The sequence below is a fragment of the Agrobacterium radiobacter genome (assembly GCF_040801995.1).
GTDB classification, from domain to species: Bacteria; Pseudomonadota; Alphaproteobacteria; order Rhizobiales; family Rhizobiaceae; genus Agrobacterium; species Agrobacterium radiobacter.
This window is the reverse complement of the sequence record NZ_JBEGHX010000003.1, coordinates 331,355-352,878: the sequence shown is the minus strand read 5'-3', so window position 1 is coordinate 352,878 and position 21,524 is coordinate 331,355. Positions and strand designations below refer to the sequence as shown.

The 21,524-nt window shown below is 57.4% G+C and carries 20 protein-coding genes and 2 pseudogenes; 19 read left to right on the top strand and 3 right to left on the bottom strand.

Annotated features, from left to right (window positions below; all coding sequences use genetic code 11):
* The first annotated feature begins 46 nt into the window (after positions 1-46).
* From MRBLRC7O_RS25265 to MRBLRC7O_RS25225, 9 genes are all read left to right on the top strand, one after another.
* On the top strand, positions 47-1,576 hold the full coding sequence (locus tag MRBLRC7O_RS25265; protein ID WP_031233233.1) for an extracellular solute-binding protein: 1,530 nt from the start codon (positions 47-49) through the stop codon (positions 1,574-1,576).
* Positions 1,577-1,647: 71 nt separating this feature from the next.
* Positions 1,648-3,978 carry an alginate lyase gene (locus tag MRBLRC7O_RS25260; protein ID WP_020808149.1) on the top strand — a complete coding sequence of 777 codons (2,331 nt, stop codon included), beginning with the start codon at positions 1,648-1,650 and terminating at the stop codon, positions 3,976-3,978.
* Between the two features lie 18 nt (positions 3,979-3,996).
* Positions 3,997-4,746: an SDR family NAD(P)-dependent oxidoreductase gene (locus tag MRBLRC7O_RS25255; RefSeq protein ID WP_020808150.1), complete on the top strand. Its 750-nt coding sequence runs from the start codon at positions 3,997-3,999 to the stop codon at positions 4,744-4,746.
* 15 nt (positions 4,747-4,761) lie between these two features.
* Positions 4,762-5,931 (top strand): SGNH/GDSL hydrolase family protein, encoded by a 1,170-nt coding sequence (locus tag MRBLRC7O_RS25250; RefSeq protein WP_020808151.1) that lies wholly within the window; start codon positions 4,762-4,764, stop codon positions 5,929-5,931.
* Positions 5,928-6,962 carry a hydroxyacid dehydrogenase gene (locus MRBLRC7O_RS25245; protein WP_162706280.1) on the top strand — a complete coding sequence of 345 codons (1,035 nt, stop codon included), beginning with the start codon at positions 5,928-5,930 and terminating at the stop codon, positions 6,960-6,962. The genes MRBLRC7O_RS25250 and MRBLRC7O_RS25245 overlap by 4 nt, the downstream gene beginning before the upstream one ends.
* Positions 6,959-7,756, top strand: a complete 798-nt coding sequence (locus MRBLRC7O_RS25240) for a sugar phosphate isomerase/epimerase family protein (protein ID WP_020808153.1) — start codon at positions 6,959-6,961, stop codon at positions 7,754-7,756. Before MRBLRC7O_RS25245 ends, MRBLRC7O_RS25240 begins: the two co-directional genes overlap by 4 nt.
* A complete protein-coding gene (locus MRBLRC7O_RS25235) occupies positions 7,756-9,003 on the top strand; it encodes a glucarate dehydratase family protein (RefSeq protein WP_020808154.1) in 1,248 nt (415 codons plus the stop codon). The genes MRBLRC7O_RS25240 and MRBLRC7O_RS25235 overlap by 1 nt, the downstream gene beginning before the upstream one ends.
* A 425-nt stretch (positions 9,004-9,428) precedes the next feature.
* Positions 9,429-10,127: a glutathione transferase, Atu5508 family gene (locus MRBLRC7O_RS25230; protein WP_080865393.1), complete on the top strand. Its 699-nt coding sequence runs from the start codon at positions 9,429-9,431 to the stop codon at positions 10,125-10,127.
* Between the two features lie 39 nt (positions 10,128-10,166).
* On the top strand, positions 10,167-10,826 hold the full coding sequence (locus MRBLRC7O_RS25225; protein ID WP_373427970.1) for a DUF2383 domain-containing protein: 660 nt from the start codon (positions 10,167-10,169) through the stop codon (positions 10,824-10,826).
* Positions 10,827-10,849: 23 nt separating this feature from the next.
* Here the strand turns inward: MRBLRC7O_RS25225 and MRBLRC7O_RS25220 are convergent, their stop codons facing one another.
* On the bottom strand, positions 10,850-11,134 hold the full coding sequence (locus tag MRBLRC7O_RS25220) for a hypothetical protein (RefSeq protein ID WP_020808156.1): 285 nt from the start codon (positions 11,132-11,134) through the stop codon (positions 10,850-10,852).
* Positions 11,135-11,363: 229 nt separating this feature from the next.
* On the opposite strand from MRBLRC7O_RS25220, the gene MRBLRC7O_RS25215 reads away from it, so the two are divergent.
* Positions 11,364-11,510, top strand: coding sequence for a hypothetical protein (locus MRBLRC7O_RS25215; RefSeq protein WP_020808157.1), 147 nt, complete (start codon positions 11,364-11,366; stop codon positions 11,508-11,510).
* On the opposite strand, the pseudogene MRBLRC7O_RS25210 reads toward MRBLRC7O_RS25215, so the two are convergent.
* Positions 11,456-11,863 (bottom strand): annotated as a pseudogene (locus tag MRBLRC7O_RS25210) (exodeoxyribonuclease III); the annotation flags it as partial. The gene MRBLRC7O_RS25215 and the pseudogene MRBLRC7O_RS25210 sit on opposite strands and share 55 nt — an antisense overlap.
* Positions 11,864-12,064: 201 nt before the next feature.
* On the opposite strand from MRBLRC7O_RS25210, the gene MRBLRC7O_RS25205 reads away from it, so the two are divergent.
* The 6 genes and pseudogenes from MRBLRC7O_RS25205 (at position 12,065) to MRBLRC7O_RS25180 (ending at position 16,220) form a co-directional block, all read left to right on the top strand.
* Positions 12,065-12,361, top strand: a complete 297-nt coding sequence (locus MRBLRC7O_RS25205; protein ID WP_020808159.1) for a hypothetical protein — start codon at positions 12,065-12,067, stop codon at positions 12,359-12,361.
* 19 nt (positions 12,362-12,380) lie between these two features.
* Positions 12,381-13,355, top strand: a complete 975-nt coding sequence (locus MRBLRC7O_RS25200) for a TIGR03885 family FMN-dependent LLM class oxidoreductase (protein ID WP_020808160.1) — start codon at positions 12,381-12,383, stop codon at positions 13,353-13,355.
* Positions 13,356-13,403: 48 nt separating this feature from the next.
* The gene (locus tag MRBLRC7O_RS25195; RefSeq protein ID WP_049832250.1) at positions 13,404-13,682 is read left to right on the top strand and encodes a SemiSWEET family sugar transporter; all 279 of its coding nucleotides are present in this window, start codon (positions 13,404-13,406) and stop codon (positions 13,680-13,682) included.
* Positions 13,683-13,792: 110 nt separating this feature from the next.
* Positions 13,793-13,978 (top strand): DUF2934 domain-containing protein, encoded by a 186-nt coding sequence (locus tag MRBLRC7O_RS25545; protein WP_020808162.1) that lies wholly within the window; start codon positions 13,793-13,795, stop codon positions 13,976-13,978.
* 147 nt (positions 13,979-14,125) lie between these two features.
* A pseudogene (locus MRBLRC7O_RS25185) lies at positions 14,126-14,343 on the top strand (glycogen debranching protein GlgX); the annotation flags it as partial.
* Between the two features lie 443 nt (positions 14,344-14,786).
* Positions 14,787-16,220, top strand: coding sequence for a PAS domain-containing HWE histidine kinase family protein (locus MRBLRC7O_RS25180; RefSeq protein ID WP_236731846.1), 1,434 nt, complete (start codon positions 14,787-14,789; stop codon positions 16,218-16,220).
* Positions 16,221-16,257: 37 nt separating this feature from the next.
* Here the strand turns inward: MRBLRC7O_RS25180 and MRBLRC7O_RS25175 are convergent, their stop codons facing one another.
* Positions 16,258-16,494, bottom strand: coding sequence for a DUF6894 family protein (locus tag MRBLRC7O_RS25175; RefSeq protein ID WP_020808165.1), 237 nt, complete (start codon positions 16,492-16,494; stop codon positions 16,258-16,260).
* Positions 16,495-16,816: 322 nt separating this feature from the next.
* On the opposite strand from MRBLRC7O_RS25175, the gene MRBLRC7O_RS25170 reads away from it, so the two are divergent.
* The 3 genes from MRBLRC7O_RS25170 (at position 16,817) to MRBLRC7O_RS25160 (ending at position 21,440) form a co-directional block, all read left to right on the top strand.
* Complete coding sequence (locus MRBLRC7O_RS25170; protein WP_112208016.1) at positions 16,817-17,860, top strand: helix-turn-helix domain-containing protein; 1,044 nt, start codon at positions 16,817-16,819, stop codon at positions 17,858-17,860.
* 241 nt (positions 17,861-18,101) lie between these two features.
* A complete protein-coding gene (locus MRBLRC7O_RS25165) occupies positions 18,102-18,647 on the top strand; it encodes an outer membrane protein (RefSeq protein ID WP_020808167.1) in 546 nt (181 codons plus the stop codon).
* Between the two features lie 54 nt (positions 18,648-18,701).
* Positions 18,702-21,440, top strand: a complete 2,739-nt coding sequence (locus tag MRBLRC7O_RS25160; protein ID WP_020808168.1) for an autotransporter domain-containing protein — start codon at positions 18,702-18,704, stop codon at positions 21,438-21,440.
* The last annotated feature ends 84 nt before the right edge of the window (positions 21,441-21,524 follow it).

Sequence of the window (21,524 nt, the reverse complement as noted above, 5' to 3'; positions counted from 1 at the left end):
AGAACCTGTGAGAGCACTACGAAAAGGCGCGCCCCTACTGGCGTTGATGGCAGCCGCAACCCTTTCCCTGCCGGTATCGGCGCAGGATTCAGGGAAAATTTCCGAGGATCCGCTCGAGCTCACCATCCATTTCCACTTCCGCGACAAATACGTCTACTCGGAAAAATGGCCCGTCGAGCAGAAGGCCGCGGAAATCACCAACATCCATGTCCGCAACGTGGCGTCCTTGGCGACCACCAGCAGCCGCGATGCATTCAACCTTCTGATCGCCTCAGGTAACCTTCCCGACATCGTCGGTGGCGACGCCACCGGCGGGCTGAAGGAAGACTTCATTCGCTACGGGCTGGAGGGCGCATTCATTCCGCTCGATGACCTGATCGAGGAAAATGCCCCCAACCTCAAGGCATTCTTCGACAGCCACAAGGAGATCCGCAACGCCATCTCCGGACCGGATGGCAAGCTTTATTTCATTCCCTATGTGCCCGATGGCAAGTTCTCGCGCGGCTGGTTCATCCGCCAGGACTGGCTCGACAAGCTCGGCCTTAAGCAGCCGGAAACCCCGGAAGAGGTCTACGAGGTTCTGAAAGCCTTTCGTGACAAGGACCCGAACGGCAACGGCCTCAAAGATGAAGTTCCTTATTTTGCCCGTGAGGAAATCGATGCCGTCCGCCTCATCAACCTGTGGGGTGCGCGCGTGTCCGGGTCCGAACGTTATGGCGACTTTGCCGTTTATGATGGGCAACTGCGTCATCCCTGGGCGGAGGAAAACTACAAGACCGGAATTTCCAATGTCGCCAAATGGTACAAGGAAGGCCTGATCGACAAGGAGATTTTCACCCGCGGCGCTCGCTCGCGTGAATATCTTCTGGGCAACAATCTCGGCGGCATGACGCATGACTGGTTCGCCAGTACCTCGACCTATAACGACGCCCTGTCGCCGAAGATCGACGGCTTCGCACTGAAGCCGATGCTGCCGCCAAAGACGGTCTCGGGCCAGCGGTTCGAGGACTCCCGTCGGCTGCGTGTCCAGCCCGTTGGCTGGGCTATTTCGGCGACCAATGAACACCCGGTCGAAACCATAAAATATTTCGATTTCTGGTTCTCGCAGCAGGGCCGAATCCTGTCGAATTTCGGCGTCGAGGGTCTGACCTACGAGATGGTCGACGGCAAGCCGCAGTTCAAGAAGGAAATCCTCGACAACAAGGATCCGGTGAATGCCCAGCTGTGGGCAGTCGGTGCGGCGATCCCGCGCGGGTACTGGATGGACTACGAATATGAACGCCAGTGGACTAACAAGATCGCGCTTGAAGGCATCGACATGTATGAGAAGTGCAGTTGCCTCAAGGACGAGTTCATGGGTGTTTCCCTGAACGCCGAGGAAAAGGCGACCTTCGACCGCTACTGGCCAAGCATCCTTACCTACATGACCGAGATGCAGCAGACCTGGATCCTCGGCGCGCAGGACGTCGATACCGGTTGGGATGCCTACAAAAAGCACCTCACTGCCCTCGGTTACGACGAGGTCATCAAGATGATGCAATCCGCCTATGACCGCCAGTACCAAGCGGCGCAATAAATCCTCCGACGACGATGGCGGCTTTGTCGCCGCCATCCTTTCCCTTCTGTTTTCATAGGAGTTAGAGCGCAATGCGTCCCTCTGCCCCGGCCATCTCCAGACAGACACTTCTCGATGAACCCCGGCCGGGTTCATTGACCATTGGCTACGAGCCGAGCGAAGAAGTACCGCCCACGGAGAACCCTCCGCGCTTTTCATGGCTGCCCGACATCGACGACGGCGCGCATTACGTGCTGCGCATTTCCACCGATCCCGGCTTTGCAGACAAAAAGACGCTCGTCTTTGAAGATCTCGCCTGGAATTTTTTCACGCCGGACGAAGCCTTGCCGGAAGGCCGTTATCACTGGTGTTATGCGCTGTGGGACCAGAAGTCCGCGACGCCGGATTCCAACTGGAGTGCCGCGCGCAGCTTCGAGATCGGCGCTTCGCTGCCGAAAACGCCGCTACCCGGCAGGCCAGCCCGTCATGCAGCCGCGCATGCCGGCCATCCGCGGCTCTGGCTCAATCCGGAACAATTGAACTCCTTCTCGCAGACCGTAGCAAAGGACCCGGGTCATTGCGGCTGGTCCGAATTCTACGAAAAATCGGTAAAGCCCTGGCTGGAGCGGCCGGTGATGCCGGAACCACAGCCCTATCCCGACAATACGCGCACCGCGACGCTCTGGCGGCAAATGTATATCGACTGCCAGGAAGTGATCTATGCCATCCGGCATCTGGCCATCGCCGGCCGCGTGCTCGGACGCGACGATCTGCTCGATGCATCCAGAAAGTGGCTGCTGGCCGTTGCCGGGTGGGATCCGAAAGGCACGACCTCCCGGGCCTATAATGACGAGGCGGGGTTCCGTGTCGTCGTGGCACTCGCCTGGGGCTATGACTGGCTATACGACCATCTGAGCGGGGACGAGCGCGAGGTCGTGCGGTCGATTCTTCTCGAACGGACACGTGAGGTTGCCGACCATGTCATTGCGCATGCCCGCATTCACGTGTTTCCCTATGACAGCCACGCGGTGCGTTCGCTGTCGGCAGTCCTGACACCGGCCTGTATCGCGCTTCAGGGCGAAAGCGACGAGGCGGGCGAATGGTTCGATTACACCGTTGAATTCCTCGCCACCCTCTATTCCCCATGGGCTGGAACCGATGGCGGCTGGGCGGAGGGGCCGCATTATTGGATGACCGGCATGGCCTATCTCATAGAGGCCGCCAATCTTATCCGTTCCTATATCGGTTACGACCTCTATCAACGGCCGTTTTTCCAGAACACGGGGCGCTTCCCGCTTTACACCAAGGCGCCGGGAACCCGCCGCGCCAATTTTGGCGACGACTCCACGCTTGGCGATCTTCCCGGCCTGAAGCTGGGTTACAACGTCCGGCAGTTCGCCGGCGTCACAGGCGACGGCCATTACCAATGGTATTTCGATCACATCAAGGCTGATGCGACGGGCACGGAAATGGCCTTCTACAATTACGGCTGGTGGGACCTGAACTTCGATGATCTCGTCTATCGCCACGATTATCAGCAGGTGGAAGCCGCCTCGCCTGGCGACCTGCCGGCACTCGCCGTTTTCGATGACATCGGTTGGGCGACTATCCAGAAACATATGGAAGACCCGGAACGGCATCTGCAATTCGTCTTCAAATCCAGCCCTTACGGTTCGCTGAGCCATAGCCATGGCGACCAGAATGCCTTTGTTCTCTATGCCTACGGCGAGGATCTGGCGATCCAGTCCGGCTATTACGTGGCGTTCAATTCGCAGATGCATCTGAACTGGCGTCGTCAGACACGGTCGAAAAACGCCGTCCTGATCGGCGGAAAGGGACAATATGCGGAAAAGGACAAGGCGCTGGCGCGCCGTGCCGCCGGCCGCATCGTCTCGGTTGAGGAAGAGCCCGGGCATATCCGTATTCTCGGCGATGCGTCAGCTGCGTATCAGGTGGCAAACCCGCTGGTTCTAAAGGCTGAGCGCGAAATTCACTTTCTCAACGACAGCTACTTCGTGATTGTCGATGAGGTGGAATGTTCGGAACCCCAGGAACTGCAATGGCTTTGCCACACGGCAGGGGCACCGCAGACCGGCAGATCGAGCTTTCGCTACAATGGTGAAAAGGCGGGCTTTTATGGCCAGTTTGTCTTCTCGTCAGCCGGCACACCGCAGATCGCGGCCGTCGAAGGTTTTCCCGACATCGATCCTAGGGAGTTCGAGGGTCTCGACATCCACTATCATGTCTGCGCCACGGTTCCGGCGGCCACCCGGCATCGGCTGGTCACGCTTCTGGTGCCGTACAGCCTTAAGGAACCGAAGCGCATCTTCAGCTTTATCGACGACCAGGGTTTTTCGACCGACATCTATTTCAGCGACGTCGACGACGAGCGTTTCAAGCTCTCCCTTCCCAAGCAATTCTAACCATACGAGGTTTTTCAAATGCAGCGTTTTACCAACAGGACCGTTGTTGTCGCCGGTGCCGGCCGGGATATCGGCCGGGCATGCGCCATACGTTTTGCCCAGGAAGGTGCCAATGTCGTTCTCACCTATAATGGTGCGGCCGAGGGTGCGGTCACGGCGGTTGCCGAAATCGAAAAGCTTGGCCGTTCGGCTCTGGCAATCAAGGCGGATTTGACAAAGGCAAGCCAAATCGAGGCCGCGATTTCTGCCGCCACAGACAAATTCGGAGAGATCCATGGCCTCGTCCATGTTGCCGGCGGCCTTATCGCCCGCAAGACAATCACGGATATGGACGAAGCCTTCTGGCATCAGGTCCTCGACGTCAACCTGACGTCACTCTTCCTGATGACCAAGGCCGCATTGCCCAAAATGGCGAAGGGCGGGGCGATCGTTACCTTCTCGTCGCAGGCCGGCCGGGACGGCGGCGGTCCAGGAGCCCTCGCCTATGCCACCTCCAAAGGTGCCGTGATGACCTTTACCCGCGGACTTGCCAAGGAAGTCGGCCCTGATATCCGGATCAACGCCGTTTGCCCCGGCATGATCTCGACCACCTTCCACGACACCTTCACCAAACCCGAAGTGCGTGAAAGGGTGGCAGGCGCCACGTCGCTAAAGCGGGAAGGATCGAGTGAAGACGTTGCCGGTCTGGTAGCTTTCCTTGCGTCCGGCGATGCCGCTTATATCACCGGCGCCTGCTACGACATCAATGGCGGCATCCTCTTCTCCTGATAACCGGTAAGAACCATGTCCGTATCGTTACCAAGGGCGAGCCGGATTGCCGTTCTCGGCACTTCGCTCGTCCAGCAGAACCATATTGGCGACGCAACCTCGCTTGCCACGTCGGCACGCGGCTGGTTGAGCTGGGCCGAGGTATTGTCGCATGGCAGGCTTTGCTGCCCTGTCTACCATGATCCATCCGTGCCGCCCGGCTGGGAGCCGAGCAATCGGCCGGGTGTCAGCCGGTTCTTTTCCGGCCTCAATTTCGGGGTTTCCGGTCAGAAGGCAATCGAGATTGAACGGCGGCTGCCGCGACTGCTGCAATCGGATTTCGATCTGATCATCGTTGATGCCGGCACCAACGACATGATGGTGGAAACACGCCAGACGATTGCGGATACACGAGCGCGGATCGTTTCGGCTTTGCTCGATGCGGGCAAGACTGTCATCCTTCTCCCGATCCTCGCCCGTGGCATTGGGAAATGGCCGGCCGGCGGTGCGGAGCGGGCAAAGGCGCATTGGATCAACCGGCAGAGCATCGAATTTGCTGCGGCTCACGCCAATTGCCATGTCTTCGACTGGAACTCGGCCTGGGTCGATCCCGAAAGTGAATTCGGCGAGCCCTATCCCGGCTATTCCGACGACGGCACCCATTTTGCGGTGACAGGCGCCTTTGCCGTCGGAAAGCTGCTTGCTACCTATCTGGAAACGATCGTGCCGCGCGCGCCGGCCCGTATAGTGGCGAAAGACGACCGTTTTGACCCGGTGAACAATCCAGCGGGCAATCTGGCATCGGATTTTTCAGCTCTGACAGTCACGGAAGTGAGTGAGCAGAGCCACCGTCTCGGCGGGCGGCTTGTCCATCCGGGCGCAGGTTTTTGGATCGAGGCCATATGCGATGTAGATGTGCCGGCGCATAGCGACGTGCTCGGAATATCGCTCCGTCTGAAAGATGCTGCAGCCGAGGGGCAGGAGGCAGTTGCACTTGCGCCGTTCCGTTCGGTGGACGGCACATTTTTTCTTTTCCCAGCCACCCAATGGCACGGGGCGCTCAGAACCCCTCCCCTGAAACTCAGGCCAGGTGAAGTCCCTCCCGAACTTTTTTTCGATGTGATCCTGCGGCCCGGTTCTCGACCGCTCAAAATCGGCGTCACCCGCATCGAGGTTCGCCCTGTTTCAAGTCCGGTACGCCCATGAGACAATACCAAGACAAACCACGGCTTTTGATCGCCATGCGCCACGAACTTCCCGAAGGTTTCTTTGGTTCGCGCGAATGGGCGCGGTTGAATGCAATTACCGACATCATCCCGGGTTTCCCCTATACGGATTTCGACACGGAAGCGGGCGCCGAAGCGCTGGCCGGGGCGGATATTCTGCTGGCCGCCTGGGGCACGCCGCCCCTGACGCGCGTGCGCCTCGCCCGTGCGCCAAAGCTCAGGATGGTAGCCTATGCCGCATCCTCGGTGCGCACGGTCGCACCTGCCGAATTTTGGGAAACATCCGATATTCTCATTACCACGGCGGCATCCGCCATGGCCGTGCCGGTTGCGGAGTTTACCTGTGCGGCAATCATCATGTGCGGCAAGGATGTGTTTCGTCTGCGAGACGAACACCGGGCAGAGCGCGGCACGGGCGGTTTTGGCAGCAGGCGTGGCATGAGCCTGCCCTGTCTCGGCAATTATTCGCGCAAAGTCGGCATTGTTGGCGCATCACGGATTGGTCGGCTGGTCATGGAGATGTTGGCACGCGGAAAATTCCAGATCGCCGTCTACGACCCCTTTCTTTCGGTGGAAGACGCGGCCGCATTTGGTGCTACGAAAATGGAGCTCGACGAGCTTCTCGCCTGGTCCGATGTGGTCACCATGCACGCGCCGATCCTGCCCGAAACCCGCCACATGATTGGTGCCCGTGAACTGGCGCTGATGGCCGATCATGCGATCTTCATCAATACGGCACGCGGCTGGCTGGTTGATCACGATGCCTTGCTCGCCGAAGCAGTTTCAGGGCGTTTGCGTATTCTGATCGATACTCCGGAGCCGGAGCCCTTGCCGACGGATAGCCCTTTCTACGATTTGCCCAATGTTGTGCTCACCCCCCACATTGCCGGGGCACTGGGCAATGAATTGCGGGCGCTTTCCGATCTGGCCATTACCGAGATCGAACGTTTCGTCGCGGGGCTTGCCCCGCTTCACCCGGTTCACAAGCGGGACATGGAGCGGATGGCATGAACGCTTTCAACTATTGCTTTTCGACGCTCGGCTGCTCCGAATTCAGTCTGCACGAGGCCGCAGATCTGGCCAAGTGTCATGGCATCGCAACCGTGGAGTTGCGCGCGCTGTCCGGTACGGCCGACCTGATCCCGGCGCTCACTGCCGAATTTGCCACTCCTTCCAGATTTGCAGCCTTTCTGGCCGAACGCGATCTCAAGGTTGCCGCCCTCAACACGTCCATTCGGCTGTTCGGCAGCACCGATCTTTCCGCCGTCGAGCCTTTCATTGACTGGGCGGAAGCGGCAGACATTTCCCATTTGCGCATCTTCGACGGCGGCAAACATTTGGGACAGGATGAGATGGCACAGGCGGCGGGCCTGTTGGACGGCTGGCAGGCGCTGCGACAATCACGCGGGCTGAATGTCGACCTGATGATCGAGACACACGACTCGCTGGCGGACTTCGATCAGCTTCTCGCCTTCATCACGCGCTTGCCGGCAGCCAGGATTTTGTGGGACACCCACCACACCTGGACCAAAGGCAGCGATCTCAAAACCCTTTGGCAACACATCGAAAGAAATGTCGTCCATCTGCACGTCAAGGACAGCACGACGCGCAACGATGGCCGACGACGCTACGTATTGCCCGGCCACGGCGATTTTCCCATGGCGGAACTGCTTTCGGTTTTACAGTCACATGAACGACACATCCCCCTCAGTCTGGAATGGGAGCGCCACTGGCATCCCGAACTGCCCCCGCTGGACGATGCGCTAAAGGCTGCGCGCGGCTGGTGGCGAAAAGGAGCTTTTTGATGCGCATAGCCGAAATTCACCTCACACCGGTCGCCATTCCCGACCGGCCGTTGCTTAACTGCAAGGGGGTGCATCAGCCCCATGCGTTGCGCACCATTATCGAAGTCGTATGCGACGACGGCACGGTCGGTCTTGGAGAAAGTTACGGAAGCATCAAGGCGCTGGATGGTTTGCGACGCGCGGCTCCTGCCCTGATCGGGCTCGATCCGTTTCGCCTTCACGAGTTGAAATCGCGCGTCATGACCGCATTGCCCGGTAGTGGCGGCATCAATGCCAAATCGGCGGTGGCCGATCACAAGCTGACAGATGTGGTCGCGTCCGCCTTTGAAGTTCCCTGTCTCGACATTCAGGGCAAACTCCTCGGGCGCCCGGTGTGCGACCTCCTCGGAGGTGCAGTCCGGACGAGTGTCCCTTTCAGTGCCTATCTGTTTTTCAAGTTTGCCGGGCATATCAGTGAGGACCCGGACGAATGGGGGGAAGTCCTGACACCGGACCAGATGGTCGGCGAAGCCCGCAGGATGGTTGCAAAATACGGCTTCCAGTCACTAAAACTTAAAGGAGGCGTACTCCACCCCGACCTCGAAATAGAAACAATGCTGAAACTTCGGGAAGCCTTCCCGCACCATCCTTTGCGCATTGACCCGAATGGCGCCTGGACCGTCGAGACTGCAATCTATGTGGCGCGCAAACTCGAAAATATTCTGGAATATCTGGAAGATCCTGTCCTGGGCATGGACCAGATGGCGCAAGTGGCCGCTGCAACCTCAATCCCCTTGGCGACAAACATGATCGTACTGGAGTTCGATCACATTGCCGCCGCCTTTGAAAAAAATGCGGTGAAGATAGTACTTTCGGACCATCATTACTGGGGGGGACTTCGGGCCTCTTCCCATCTTGCAAAAATCTGCGAAGTTCTAGGCCTCGGCCTTTCGATGCATTCCAACTCACATCTGGGGATCACCCTCGCTGCGATGGTCCACGCCGCGGCAGCAACACCAAATCTTACTTTCGACTGTGACACGCACTACCCTTGGACGGCTACCGACGTAACCGAGGGGACGCCCTTCACTTTCCGTGAGGGGAAACTCGGCCTGCCGGCAAATCCGGGGCTTGGCGTTTCGCTGGACAGGAAAAAAGTCGCGTCTCTTGCTGCACTTTACGAGGAAAGCCGTTTGAAGGAGCGCGATGATACAGCTTACATGAAGCTGTTTGATCCGCAGTACGAAAGACTTGTGCCGCGTTGGTGAGGTGCCGCCGGCTCGCCGGGACACGATCACACCACGCCGGGATGTACATGCCTGCGGCCACAGTGGACGTACGACCATGCTTTTGAATACTGCGCGTCGATTGCCCTCGCCACAATGCTTTCCGTGTCAGGGCCAGAGAAGGTGCACAGCTATGGATCGAACGGAACGGCCGCCGGTCTGTCGGGTTCACGGGATTCAAACCCGTATGACCTCCTGTCGGTTGGGGTGTGCTGGTGGCGATCAGGGGAACGACAAGGCGACGGTTTTGGCCCGTCCCAAGCGCCCGATGGGCGTTGACTGCGGCTGAACTGCCTCTCAATGCAGATGTGACCAGAGACGGTGGCGAAGGATGATGGCCGATCGTCAAACAAAGGAACTGGCAACGGCCTGCGCCGTTAGTGCTTCGCATGGGAAGGGAATACGTCATGAGCAACTTCGAACTCTATTACTGGCCAGTTCCGTTTCGGGGTCAGTTCATTCGTGGAATTCTGGCGCACTGCGAATATTCCTGGGACGAACACGGCGCAGATGGTGTCGAAGAGATTATGAGCCGCGAGCCCGGAAAACAGCCGGTTGCTTTCATGGGACCACCGGTTCTGATTGACCGCGAACGAAGTTTTGCAATTTCCCAGATGCCTGCGATCGCCATGTATCTTGGTGAGCGGCTGGATCTCTTGCCTAAAACTGTTGAGGGCCGTGCGCTCAGCGCCAAACTCGTGAACGATGCCAACGACGTCCTTGACGAATTGACGCTCGACGGCGGGCGCGAGATGTGGACGCCGGAAAAGTGGGGGGAGTTCGTTCCGCGCTTGCAGAAGTGGGTGCGCATTTTCGAGGACACGGGAACAAGGCACGGCCTGAGCGCGGGCACCGGTTTTTTGCTCGGCACCGAAAGCCCAGGCGTCGCAGATATCGTAACCGCAATTCTGTGGAGGACGATGGCCAGCCGCTTCCCGACCATCAGGCGGATAATAGAGGACACCTCGCCGGTCATCTGGGGCCTTTCAACGCGAGTGGATGGTGGAACTCCGCTGGCGGGCCTGAGCCGTCGGAGTTTTGAAGACTATGGCGAGGCCTATTGTGGCGGAGAGATTGAGCGATCCCTTCGAAAGGTGGCTGGCTGAACTTTCTACGGCGAGTTTCTGGAGACAGGGAATCGTTCCATGCCTGATCCCGTTCCTGCCGCGAGAGCTCCCGCTGCCGAACGGATAAAAGGTCGTGATTTTCTTTCGGCGGCCGCGGTCAGCGCGCGTGCCCTTCAGCCCGTCGGGCGGCACTTCCTCAATGTACGAATCCGGACCGGCGTGTTGCAAATGGAACTCAAGCAGGCCTCTTCCGTTCCACGTCCTGTGAAGCCACCCGAGGAGGACATGATGGTTACGATGGTAGGAAATGAAGCAGACATCAAGGACTTGGTGAGGAACCTTCTTTATCTGGAACACGACGCGATCGCCGCATACGATTCCTGCACGCAGAGGCTCGAGAGCCGGGAGCTTGCGAGCCAGATGGCAGCCTTTAAAGAAGATCACCTGCAGCACGTTCGGGTTCTCACAGAAATCGCGCTTGAACTCGGTATCAAAGCGCCGATTGAAGGTGACTTGAAGCAAATGTTGACCACCGGTAAAATTGCGTTGGCGGATTTGATGGGAGACCGGGCGATCCTGAAGGCAATGAAAACGAACGAGGATGACACCGTGACCGCCTACGAGCGTGCCGCTCGTCACGAAGGCGCGATCCCGGCCACAAAAGCCTTCTTCCTGACCGCTCACCAGGACGAGGAAAAACACCGGGCGTGGATGGATTCGGCGGCGCGGACACTCTGAACCGGCCCTGTACACCCGGCGCTTCAACTCAAGAACCGGATGAGTGAATGTTGCTGCTTGCCCCGATCACGGAACGGGAGCGGGATGCCTGCGGCAGCTATCGGCGGATTGCGCTCGTCGCCGTTGGTGAAGATACCCGTCCCGTCCCCCTGCTCGCTGCGGTGTGCCTTGATTGCCTCCTGTCGTCCAGTCTGCTGGCAATATACTCGTAAATAGCCTGGCATCCTGCCGAAGGAGAACCCGGCAGGCGCCCTTGGTTCCTTGGACAAGTTCTTCGTTTGGTGCTTCGGAAAATCGGTGACCGACATCTATCCCGATCCGACTGGCGACATTGCAACCAGCGATCAGATTTGGACAGGTACACGGTCTTGCGGCGGCTCGATCTAACCCCTCGGAGAAACTGGCAAGATCTCCTTCGTTCGCGCTCCCAGTGGACGCTGGGACATAGCAGCCGGAAGCTGTTCCTTGTGAGCCCGGCGTTGAGACAGCGGCGTTGCTGAACCGGGAGCTTCGGCACTGCTTATTTGGGCAGTCGAGGTGGAACTGTTTTTAACGCTGACACGTCCGCACACTGATATTTCCACCGGCCTCTCCGGCATTGCAGCGAATTCCGGCTCGCCATCCCGCTCCTATGCGCCGCTTCTGTCCTCCGGCACGTCAACCTCGATCATCACTGGCGCATGATCGCTCGTGTGGGCCCAGCTTCGTGGCTCGCGGCGGACGCTTGCTGATTTCAACCATGGTGCTGCAACCGGGCTGAGAAGGATGTGATCAATTCTTAGCCCGGCATCGCGTTCGAAGGAATTTCGCCAGTATTTCCAGAAAGTGTAGATTCGTTCGTACGGATGCAGATGTCTTATCGCGTCCGCCCATCCTTTGGTTACAAGATCGGCGTAGGCTCTTCGAACTTCCGGCCTGACGAGAGCGTCCTTACGCCAACGCTCTGGCTTGTGGACGTCAAGGTCGGTTGGCATCACATTGAAATCCCCGATCATCAGGACCGGGATCTCGAGTTGAAGAAGCCCGGCCGCGTAGTCCTGACTGGGATCCCCTCTGGCTTGCTACACCGATTGTTCGCAAGGAGCGGGTGGAGAGATCCTGCATTCATTGCCTGGGCAGACGACTATCGTCGGGACGAGATAGCGAAGTGATCATGCTGGTCAAATGAGTTCTCAGGGTTCAACGGAACAAGTCCCTGACCACGAGGTTCGGACCTCGATTCGCTCGGAAAGGCTATAATGTCATATCTCGTTGAAATATTGCTTCCAGTCACCGCCAACATGGTCAGCCAGGTACTCGACACCATCTGTTACGATTTGACCGAGCAGTTCGGCGGCGTGACTATTCATGAGAAAGCCCCCGCTGAAGGTTTTTGGAAGGACGGTCGCAAGGTGGAGCATGACCATATTTTTCTCGTCGAGGTCATGACGGACGAAATTAACCGCAGTTGGTGGGCGCAGTATCGCGAACGCTTGGCGCTGATGCTTTCCCAAGAGGAAATCGTCGTGCGTGCGATACCGTTTGAACGTCTGTAACGGGCACAGGAGCGACGACATGATTATTGGATACCATGCGTCTCATGAGCAGTTCCCACCAAGCGAGTTGCTTGCTTTCGTAAGGCAGGCCGAGGAAGCTGGTTTCAAAGCTGTCATGACCTCGGATCACATCACCCCATGGAGCGCGCGCCAAGGGAACTCCGGCAATAACTGGGCCTGGCTGGGAGCTGCCTTGGCAGCGACGTCCCTGCCCTTCGGCAGTCTCGCCATTCCTGGAGGCTTCCGATATCACCCTGTGGTTCTCGCGCATTTGATTGCCACTCTCTCGGAAATGTTTCCAGACCGATTACGCTGGATTGCCGTCGGAAGCGGCGAAGCCATGAACGAACATGTTGTAGGGGGGCGTTGGCCGGACAAACCGGAGCGCGATCAGCGCCTGCAGGCCGGGTCTGACATTATGCGAAGGCTTCTGAGAGGCGAAACGGTTTCCCGTGCGCTGCCCTGGTTTTCGGTCGAGGACGCCAGGCTTTGGTCACTTCCCGGAAGGCCTCCCGCGGTTTTCGGTGCCGCGCTCTCGGCCGGGACTGCCGCATGGATGGGAGGATGGACCGATGGTTTGGTTACCGTACGCAAGCCGCAGAAGGAGTTGGCAGAGATCATTACCCGGTTCAGGGCGGAAGGAGGCTCGGGAAAGCCGCTTGCGCTTCAGCTTCAGCTCAGTTGGGGCACCACGAGGGATGACGCTCGCGCCGCCGCATGGGATCAATGGCGAACGGCAGCAGTGCCTGCAGATCATCTCGCCAACCTTAAAAGCCCCGCCGCATTCGACAATGTGACTCGTGAGGTCCTCCCGGATGACATGGGACAGTTCGTCCCCCTCGTTACAGAAGGGGAGGACGTTCTTCACCTCATTGCCGAATGCCGTTCCTGCGGAATCACGGAAATTTATATCCATAACGTCTCTCGCGACCAGCAGGGCTTTATCCGTTTCATGGCACGAGAGGTTCTCCCGGCAGTTAACGCGATGTCCTGATCATTTGACGTCGTTCGCGGGAACTTTGCAGAAAAAGGAAATATGTTCATGGATGCAGGTTTGGTTGTTGGCTATCTCGCTTCCATCTGCTCTGTGGCTAGCTTCATCCCGCAGGTTTGGAAAGTAATGAGGACGGGTGATACAGCAGCGATTTCGGCGCGCATGTATATGCTGAGTGTGACCGGATTTGCGCTCTGGGCAGGGTTCGGGTTCCTTCGTGGCGAATGGCCGATCATCATGACGAACTCCATCTGCTTTTGCCTGTCCGGTATTATCCTGTTCAAAAAGCTCCTGGCACGCGGCAGGCCTGAACGAAATCACCGATAAGGTACGGCCGGTGATATCCCGCTTGCCTGCGACGAAGACCGATCCCGTTGGAACTTTCGTCGGGGAGCAGTGTTGGGCACAACATCGATGTTCACTACCACGGGAAAAAAATGGGTACCGATCGCGAGGAATGGATATCAAAGCGCGCTTATGAACTCTGGGAGGAGGCAGGCAGGCCTGACGGACACGACGAAGAGCAGTGGCACCTGCCAGTGCAGAATGGGAGGCTGAATTCGGACCCGTTGACGCACCGCTTCAAAACGGCATCGCTGCGGACAATTCTGATGAACAGCTGAAAGAATTCTCGGGATCCTCATAAGGGGAAACTGTTCGAGGCAGCGGAAGTCGTTTCGATCGCATTGCGATTGTTTTCTCGACGGCGTTTTTTCCGGAAATGGTTACGACAACCACCCCTTATCCAATCAGTGTTTTCAGAGGCAAAAATGACCGGCAGACTTTCCCCAATCGGCTCCGGCGACCATCGTCAGCTGGGCGCGATTGCGGATAATACGGCGTGAATTTCGCGCTGTTCAGAGCCCATGCAGAGCGGATGGAACTGTGTCTGGTTGCAGGTCACGGTAAGACGGAAATCGGCCGGATCAAACTTCCCGAATATACCAACGAGGTCTGGCACGGTTACGTGCCGGGGCTAAAACCGGGCGTGACCGGCATGCAGAAACTGAACTGAATAAAATATTGAGCGAGGCCTCACAGCAGATAGAGGCCATGCTTCTTTTAATGAACACAAATCCTCGCTGCACTGAGGGCTGATATTGCATCCATACACGTCATGAGCTTCAGTCCTTCGATGGGGCTGATCTCCCGACAAGGGAGCTGTCGCCGTTTCGAGAGCAGCCCGAGGTCGCCGCCGCTGCATCTCCGCAGCCAAGCGCTTGACGCTGCGGGCAACGCGACAATCTCAGACTGCACGAAGCCCGGGCGGCCACGTGGGTGAAGACCAAAGGGATCAAGGGGGCGGCCATGTTCCGGGTTGTCAGGTCGTCTTCCACAAGATAGCTTCCTGTCCCTTGACAACAGGACTCCAACGTAAGCGAAGCTATATGCCATCCTCCCGGATCAACACGAGCGAGTCAGAGGTATCAAGTGTCCGGACACACCGATGATGATGATAATCGAGCGTTTCGTTCCAATCTCGCTCGCGGGTCGCTGAGCGAGATGTTGGACGGACATCTGGCGTCGCGCGATTTTCTGGAGGTTTCGCCGATTGCGGGTTATCTCACCGACAACGCCGGCATCCTCACATTTTACAACGAGTTGGCTACCGACATATGGGGGCTCAAGCCCCGTCTAAAGGAAATCAGATACTGCGGATCCCTCAGGCTTCGCACACCCGATGGCAAGCCATTGCCCCACGCAGAGAGCCCGATGGCGATGGCCCTGCGCGAGAAGCAAGCGGTGCGAGATTATCGGATGCTTGTAGAGCGAGCCGATGGAAGCCAGGTTCCGGTGCGTGCGTTCGCTACACCGATATTCGATGCCGGGGGCGCCATCTCCGGCGGGATCAACATGCTTGTCGAAGAACCCGATGATCAATTCGATAACGAGATCACACAACGTATGAGGGCCATAATCCAGTCCTCGGATGACGCAATTCTGGCAAAAGATCTGAACGGCATTATCACGGACTGGAATCGAGGCGCCGAACAATTGTTTGGCTACACTGCAGAAGAAGCCGTTGGCCGCTCCGTCACGATGTTGATCCCGCCGGATCGAACCGATGAGGAGCCCAGCATTCTTGCGCGCCTTCGGCGCGGCGAGAAGATCGATCACTATGAAACGGTCCGCCAGCGCAAGGACGGGACACGTGTTGATATTTCCCTGTCTGTTTCGCCAATCAGAAACCGGTCAGGTCAGGTCATAGGTGCTTCCAAGATCGCACGCGACATAACGGAACGCCGGCGCGCTGAGGAGCAACAACATCTGTTGATCCACGAAATGAACCATCGGGTAAAAAACCTCTTCACTGTGGCGAGCAGCATAGTGTCTCTCAGTGCAAGAACGGCAAATACGCCAGCCGAGCTCGCAGCCGCAGTGCGTGACAGGCTCGGCGCTCTTTCGCGGGCACATACGTTGACAGTTCCGCACACCTCCGAAGAATCAGATCGCCTTGCTCGGGCGACAACACTTCATGCATTGCTTGAAACAATCCTCGCCCCTTATGGTCAGGGCGCGGCTCCTCACGTGATAATTAGTGGTCCAGATATCACAATTACCGGCGGTTCTCTGACGAGTTATGCGCTTCTGCTACACGAATTCGCGACCAACGCAGCAAAATACGGCTCGTTGTCAACCGAGCAAGGACGTGTTGAAATCACATGTCAAAGCGACGACAAGCTGTTCACCCTCATCTGGGCCGAGAAAGGTGGGCCGCCGGTCAAGCGGACGTCCGACGGGGAAGGTTTTGGGACAATTCTCGGCCGCGCAACCGTTGGTAGTCAGCTTGGCGGAGAAATTCATCGAGACTGGAATTCTGACGGCTTGGTCATCCGGCTGACCGCCGCTCGTGACCGCCTCTAGGTCGAGGATAAATGCAGGAACGTAGGTCGTATTCGAACTACTTGAACCGGATTACTGATTTTAGCGGAATTTTTGCGACTAGAAGTCCATCACTACGCACCACTTCAAACGCGCTGCCATCCAGAATTTCGTCTTTGAGAATTTTCTCGGCTAACATTTCCTTCGCAGCCTGAACGGCTTCACGCCTTGCTTGCTCATCCGTAGAAAGGACAGCTCCTTCCATATCCACGGAGAGACCCTGCGCGTCACGCACATGGAAAAAGTACCTTGGCATTGCGAAATTCCTGATATGGTTTCGTGGGGCCTTGGGCGCTAACGAATTTCGCGATGGCAGGTTCCCAATCTGGCCGCGTAGTTCGCAGCCATTATTGCCTTCTCTTACCGCGCACCGGGGATTTTTTTGAGGATGTTTCAGGCAAATCAGGTTCAGTGCCGGCAACCAGTTTATGGAACGACGGGCTTCCGGCCACGACAGGCGTTGTCTTCGCTTGGCGAGGTGATGCCTCCCGGTTGTCGAAAACACCCTGACAGTCTTTTACTCACACGCAGGTGGGCAAACGTGCGTATCAGGCCCCAATCCGACAAAAGAAGATGATATGTCCGTCGACCCTGCACGCGATGTAATGAAAATCAACCCGCCGACGCTCCTGTTCAAAACGGATACGCGCCGCACCACTCTTAAAAAGGCTCTCGCCTTCTGGGAGGAATCGGCAGGTTCGTTGTATGATTTCAAACTCAGCGATCCGAGCGGCTTTTACACCCGGCATCTTACGTTTCGTCTGGGCGACCTTCTGCTCACCCACTGCGAGAGTGTCGGACAGACGCTCAGCCGGTCCAGCTATCGGATTGCTGCGGATGGTTACGAACATTTCGAAGTGCAGTTTTTCACCAGTGGATGGTGGCGGCGACAGGACGGTCGTGCGGAAGCCGAGGCCGCTCCCGGAGATCTGATCGTTCATGATACGGCCCAGGCCCATGCCGGATCAGCGAACGATTTTTCCAATATTACTCTCTTCATTCCTCGCCAGATGCTGGTGCGGTTATTAAACCATCCCGACGAGCAGAATATGAGGGTCCTTTCAGCGCATCAGCCGATGGTGGTACTGCTTCGCAAACACATCGATAATATCTTTCACACTCTTCCACTTCTGAATCAAAGACAGGCCGCGGCTTTGGTTCAGCCGACGATCGAACTCGTCGCTGCCACCCTTAACGGGGCTCCGAGAGAGGATTTGGCCAGGGGCGTCGTTCACGTGCAGCGTGAGGAAATCCGCCGCCATATTGATGCGAAGCTGCTAAGCCCGGAATTGTCCCCTGTCGGAATTGCGGCAACCTTCGGTATATCGATACGTAAACTGACCTACCTCTTTTCCGATGACGGCGGTGTGGCTTCCTATATTCTGAAACGGCGGCTGGAAATGGCGCGCAAGGTGCTTCGCGATCCGGCGCACAGCTCCAGGTCCATCGCCGATATCGGTTTGGAACACGGTTTCCTGTACGCGCATAATTTTACGCGCGCGTTCCAGCGTGTCTACGGATTGAGCCCGCGCGAGATGCGTGCCCTTGCGCAGCAAAACGCGCTGGCGAGACAGGGCGAGTCACAAACCTGGTTCGATCACGCCTCTAGATGGGGACGATAACCGCAATCCGGGGTCTGCAGGATTTGCGTTTAATGATTGTTTTATCCAGTGCCATTTGCGCGCAGGGATAGATTTGCCACTGCCGGTCCGAAAACTCTTCTATCCCCTGTGAAATTTCGATTGTCTGCACTGTGGGCGCACACACCAGGCGTTTCCGGCGCGCCGTCAATTCAGGGCGTCGGCGGCGCAGAGCGGAGTTTCAACGAGCGCCACATCGTCGTCTCCAATCGGGCTTCACACCATGAAAATATTCTTTCTGCCTGCCGCTCTAGCATTGACCGTATCCGCAGCGATTGCGGCGGATGTCACCGTTGAGGACACCGCGCAGCCCGTTGCGGAGAAACCGGAGTTCACCTGGTCCGGAACCTATTTCGGAGTTCATGCCGGTGGAGGTTGGGCCAACGGCGCGTTTTCAGGCTTCGGTGTCGCCGTAGAGGGCGATATTGAGCGCCACTGGAATGAACAGGAAGTCTTTGGCGCTGATTTCGGTCTGGACTGGGTTGGGTCGCTGCGTGGCCGTGTCGGTTACACCTTTAACAACGTCCTTGCGTACGCTACGGCGGGATGGGCCGGAACGCGGGCCTATGTGGACGCGCCGGGATTGGGCAAACAGGAAAAGACATTCAGCGGTTACACGATCGGCGCCGGGCTGGACTATGCCTTCACCGACAATATGTTCAGTCGTATCGAATACCGTTATACTGATTATGGAGACAAGTCCCTTCAGGGCGTCGCTGTCGATACCGGCCAGCACACGGTCAGGGTTGGCCCAGGCATAAAGTTCTGACCTATGCCGCCATTTTTTAGGTCTACACTTACGCTGGATGGAACGCGCCGGTATTTGTCAATCGTAATACTGACCGCTTTCATAAGCATTCTGACGGCAGTTGCCGCCTCGGCACAGGTGCCCGTTGTCACCCGACACCCGGTCGCGGTTTCCGTTTCGGAAGGCCGGGACGCCATTTTCAGCGTCGAGGTTCAGGACGCCGCCACCTCGATACAATGGCAAAAGGCCTATAGCCCGAGCGGGCAGTTTTCCAATGTCAGCAACGGCAACGGAGCGGAACTCCACTTGCCGAACGTCAGGCTTTCTGACAGCGGCACCTATTATCGAGTTGCGGCAACGCTGGCAGGTAGCACCGTTTACTCCGCTCCGGTGTCCTTGACGGTCCTTTCCGCTGTCGCGCCGGGGGTGCGAACCGTCGACGTGCCGGCGAACGGACACTACAACGCCGGTCAAACATTGAGTTTCCACGTTCACATGGACCAGAGTGTTTGGATCACCGGTACTCCCGCTATTCAACTCATCATCGGCGCGACCACCCGGCAAGCCGCCTATCGATCCGGTACCGGCTCCAGCGTCCTCACATTTTCATATACTGTCCAGTCCGGCGATGTGGATATGGACGGAATTGCTCTTGGCACATCCATCGCATTAAATGGTGGCACAATTGCAAATTCCGTTGGCGAGCCAGCCGAACTTGCCCTGAACAGCGTTCCCCCGACGGGCCAGATACTCGTCAATGCAAATTCCCCAACGGTCACTCTTTCTACCTCTTCCTCCCCTGATGATTCCATTCGCCGTATAACAGTCACGTTTTCGGAAGCGGTTACCGGACTGACGCATGGGGATTTCAGTTTGATCCCGACCGGGTCGGCGGTCGGTTCTGTTACGGGGCTTCGAACCGACGATAATATTACCTACGACGTTCTGGTATTTTACACCTCCGGTGCGGGTACTTTCAGTCTTCGCCTGCCGGCAAATTCCGCAATCAACACGGGCGGAAATGGCAACCTCGCGTCCAACACTCTGACCTGGCGAGTCGGCTCTTCGATAAATGCGGATTTGCAAGACATCAGACCGAGCGTCGGCACCCTCACCCCATCCTTCTCGGCATCCATAACCTCCTATGTCGTGAGTGTCGGAAGCGATATAGAGCGTGTTTCCCTGACAGCCGTTGCTGCCGACGCCGCAGCAACAATCACGCTGAACGGGTCGCCCGTCCCGGACGGTCTTCCGAGCCCGGCAATACCACTCGCCATCGGCAACAATGCGGCCGATATAACCGTCACGGCCCGGGACGGGGTAAGCACAAATACATACCGCGTCAACATCGTCCGCGCTCAGTCCGGAAATACAAGTCTTGCTGCGCTGGTCACGTCGGTCGGAAGTCTTGAACCGGCATTTTCGCCGGGCGTCGCTAATTATATGCTTTCCCTTCCTTTCGACACCGCTACGCTTCAGGTGATGCCGACAGCCGTCGACCCTTTCGCTGCCGTCACGATACATGGCAATGTGATCGCATCGGGGAATATGAGCCAGCCCATCGAACTGGCCGTGGGTATAAACACCGTATCCGTGCTGGTGACGGCGCAAAACGGAGCTGCACGTTCCTACACGATCTCCGTCAACAGGGAGAAACTGGTTTTTCCGGATCCAACAATGGACGCCGACGTTGTTGGTTTGCTCAACGCGCAGACGAGCGCCGCAGGACGTTTTGCGCAGGTTCAGATACGCAATTTCCAAAATCGGCTTGAGCGACTTCATAACGAGGGCGAGCGCAGAAAGTCGAGTTTCGGTATACGTTTTGGCAGACAGTCGACGGGCGCCGGTTCCGGTTTGCCCGTGGAGCCCGAGCCGGATCCGGGTGGCGCCGGCATTGCATCGCTCGGTTATGCGACCGAGAACAAGCAAGGGCTTCCTGAGAAAGTCGTCGCTCCCGGGGAATATCAATTCCCGGAGCGAGATTTTGACCCCGGTCCTTTCGCTGTCTGGACGAGCGGCTTCGTCAATTTCGGTGAACGGGAAGATGGCAGGCTCGATCTCGATTACACGCTTGCGGGCGTCAGCGGTGGCATTGACTACCGTTTCTCGGAAGAGCTCATCGCAGGTGTTGGCGTCGGCTATGGACGTGATAGCACAGATGTTGGCAACAATGGCACGCAAAGTCGTGCCAACGCCTACAGCGCCGCTTTCTATGGCAGCTATACACCGTTCGAGAATCTGTTTATTGACGCGCTTCTCGGCGGTAGCGTCCTGGATTTCAATTCGGTACGGTTCATTGCGGCCGACAGCAATTTCACAAGCGGAAGACGTAACGGCAGTCAGTTGTTTGGTTCACTGACGGCCGCTTACGAGTTCCGTAACGAATCGTGGCTGGTATCGCCCTACGGCCGGGTGGAGATGTCACGATCCTGGCTTCAGGGCTTTTCCGAAGCAGGTGACAGCACCTATCGCCTCACTTACGGTGACCAGACGGTCGACAATGTAGCGGGCGTTCTGGGCCTGCGCGCCAGTTACGCGTTCGACTATGAATGGGGCAGGCTGATTCCAGGCGTCAGGGCTGAATATGCACTCGACTTCAAGGATTCCGGCCGTGCCATAATGGGTTATGCCGCATCTGGCGGGCTTCCCTATGCGCTCGACAGAAAGGATGAGATCTCCGGTTATGGCAACATCGGGCTTACGCTTGATGCTATCTTCAATGTGTGGTCCGCTGGCTTGGAGTACCGGACCGGCTTCGATGATTCCGGGACCCGGGACCATGCGGTGCGCATAAAAATCGAAACCAGATTCTAGCGAACAACCGGTTTCGCTGACCAGTTCCTTTACACCGCAGGTCGCTGGATTGTCGTATCTGCTTCGATTTTTTTGACCGTTCGG

Excerpts from the sequence above, each read along its gene's own strand:
- MRBLRC7O_RS25245 (WP_162706280.1), top strand. The coding sequence starts at position 5,928 with ATGAGACAATACCAAGACAAACCACGGCTTTTGATCGCCATGCGCCAC.
- MRBLRC7O_RS25255 (WP_020808150.1), top strand. The coding sequence starts at position 3,997 with ATGCAGCGTTTTACCAACAGGACCGTTGTTGTCGCCGGTGCCGGCCGG.
- MRBLRC7O_RS25235 (WP_020808154.1), top strand. The coding sequence starts at position 7,756 with ATGCGCATAGCCGAAATTCACCTCACACCGGTCGCCATTCCCGACCGG.
- MRBLRC7O_RS25200 (WP_020808160.1), top strand. The coding sequence starts at position 12,381 with ATGATTATTGGATACCATGCGTCTCATGAGCAGTTCCCACCAAGCGAG.
- MRBLRC7O_RS25545 (WP_020808162.1), top strand. The coding sequence starts at position 13,793 with ATGGGTACCGATCGCGAGGAATGGATATCAAAGCGCGCTTATGAACTC.
- MRBLRC7O_RS25250 (WP_020808151.1), top strand. The coding sequence starts at position 4,762 with ATGTCCGTATCGTTACCAAGGGCGAGCCGGATTGCCGTTCTCGGCACT.
- MRBLRC7O_RS25265 (WP_031233233.1), top strand. The coding sequence starts at position 47 with ATGGCAGCCGCAACCCTTTCCCTGCCGGTATCGGCGCAGGATTCAGGG.
- MRBLRC7O_RS25195 (WP_049832250.1), top strand. The coding sequence starts at position 13,404 with ATGGATGCAGGTTTGGTTGTTGGCTATCTCGCTTCCATCTGCTCTGTG.
- MRBLRC7O_RS25175 (WP_020808165.1), bottom strand. The coding sequence starts at position 16,494 with ATGCCAAGGTACTTTTTCCATGTGCGTGACGCGCAGGGTCTCTCCGTG.
- MRBLRC7O_RS25230 (WP_080865393.1), top strand. The coding sequence starts at position 9,429 with ATGAGCAACTTCGAACTCTATTACTGGCCAGTTCCGTTTCGGGGTCAG.
- MRBLRC7O_RS25260 (WP_020808149.1), top strand. The coding sequence starts at position 1,648 with ATGCGTCCCTCTGCCCCGGCCATCTCCAGACAGACACTTCTCGATGAA.
- MRBLRC7O_RS25205 (WP_020808159.1), top strand. The coding sequence starts at position 12,065 with ATGTCATATCTCGTTGAAATATTGCTTCCAGTCACCGCCAACATGGTC.
- MRBLRC7O_RS25225 (WP_373427970.1), top strand. The coding sequence starts at position 10,167 with ATGCCTGATCCCGTTCCTGCCGCGAGAGCTCCCGCTGCCGAACGGATA.
- MRBLRC7O_RS25170 (WP_112208016.1), top strand. The coding sequence starts at position 16,817 with ATGTCCGTCGACCCTGCACGCGATGTAATGAAAATCAACCCGCCGACG.
- MRBLRC7O_RS25240 (WP_020808153.1), top strand. The coding sequence starts at position 6,959 with ATGAACGCTTTCAACTATTGCTTTTCGACGCTCGGCTGCTCCGAATTC.
- MRBLRC7O_RS25220 (WP_020808156.1), bottom strand. The coding sequence starts at position 11,134 with ATGTCGGTCACCGATTTTCCGAAGCACCAAACGAAGAACTTGTCCAAG.
- MRBLRC7O_RS25165 (WP_020808167.1), top strand. The coding sequence starts at position 18,102 with ATGAAAATATTCTTTCTGCCTGCCGCTCTAGCATTGACCGTATCCGCA.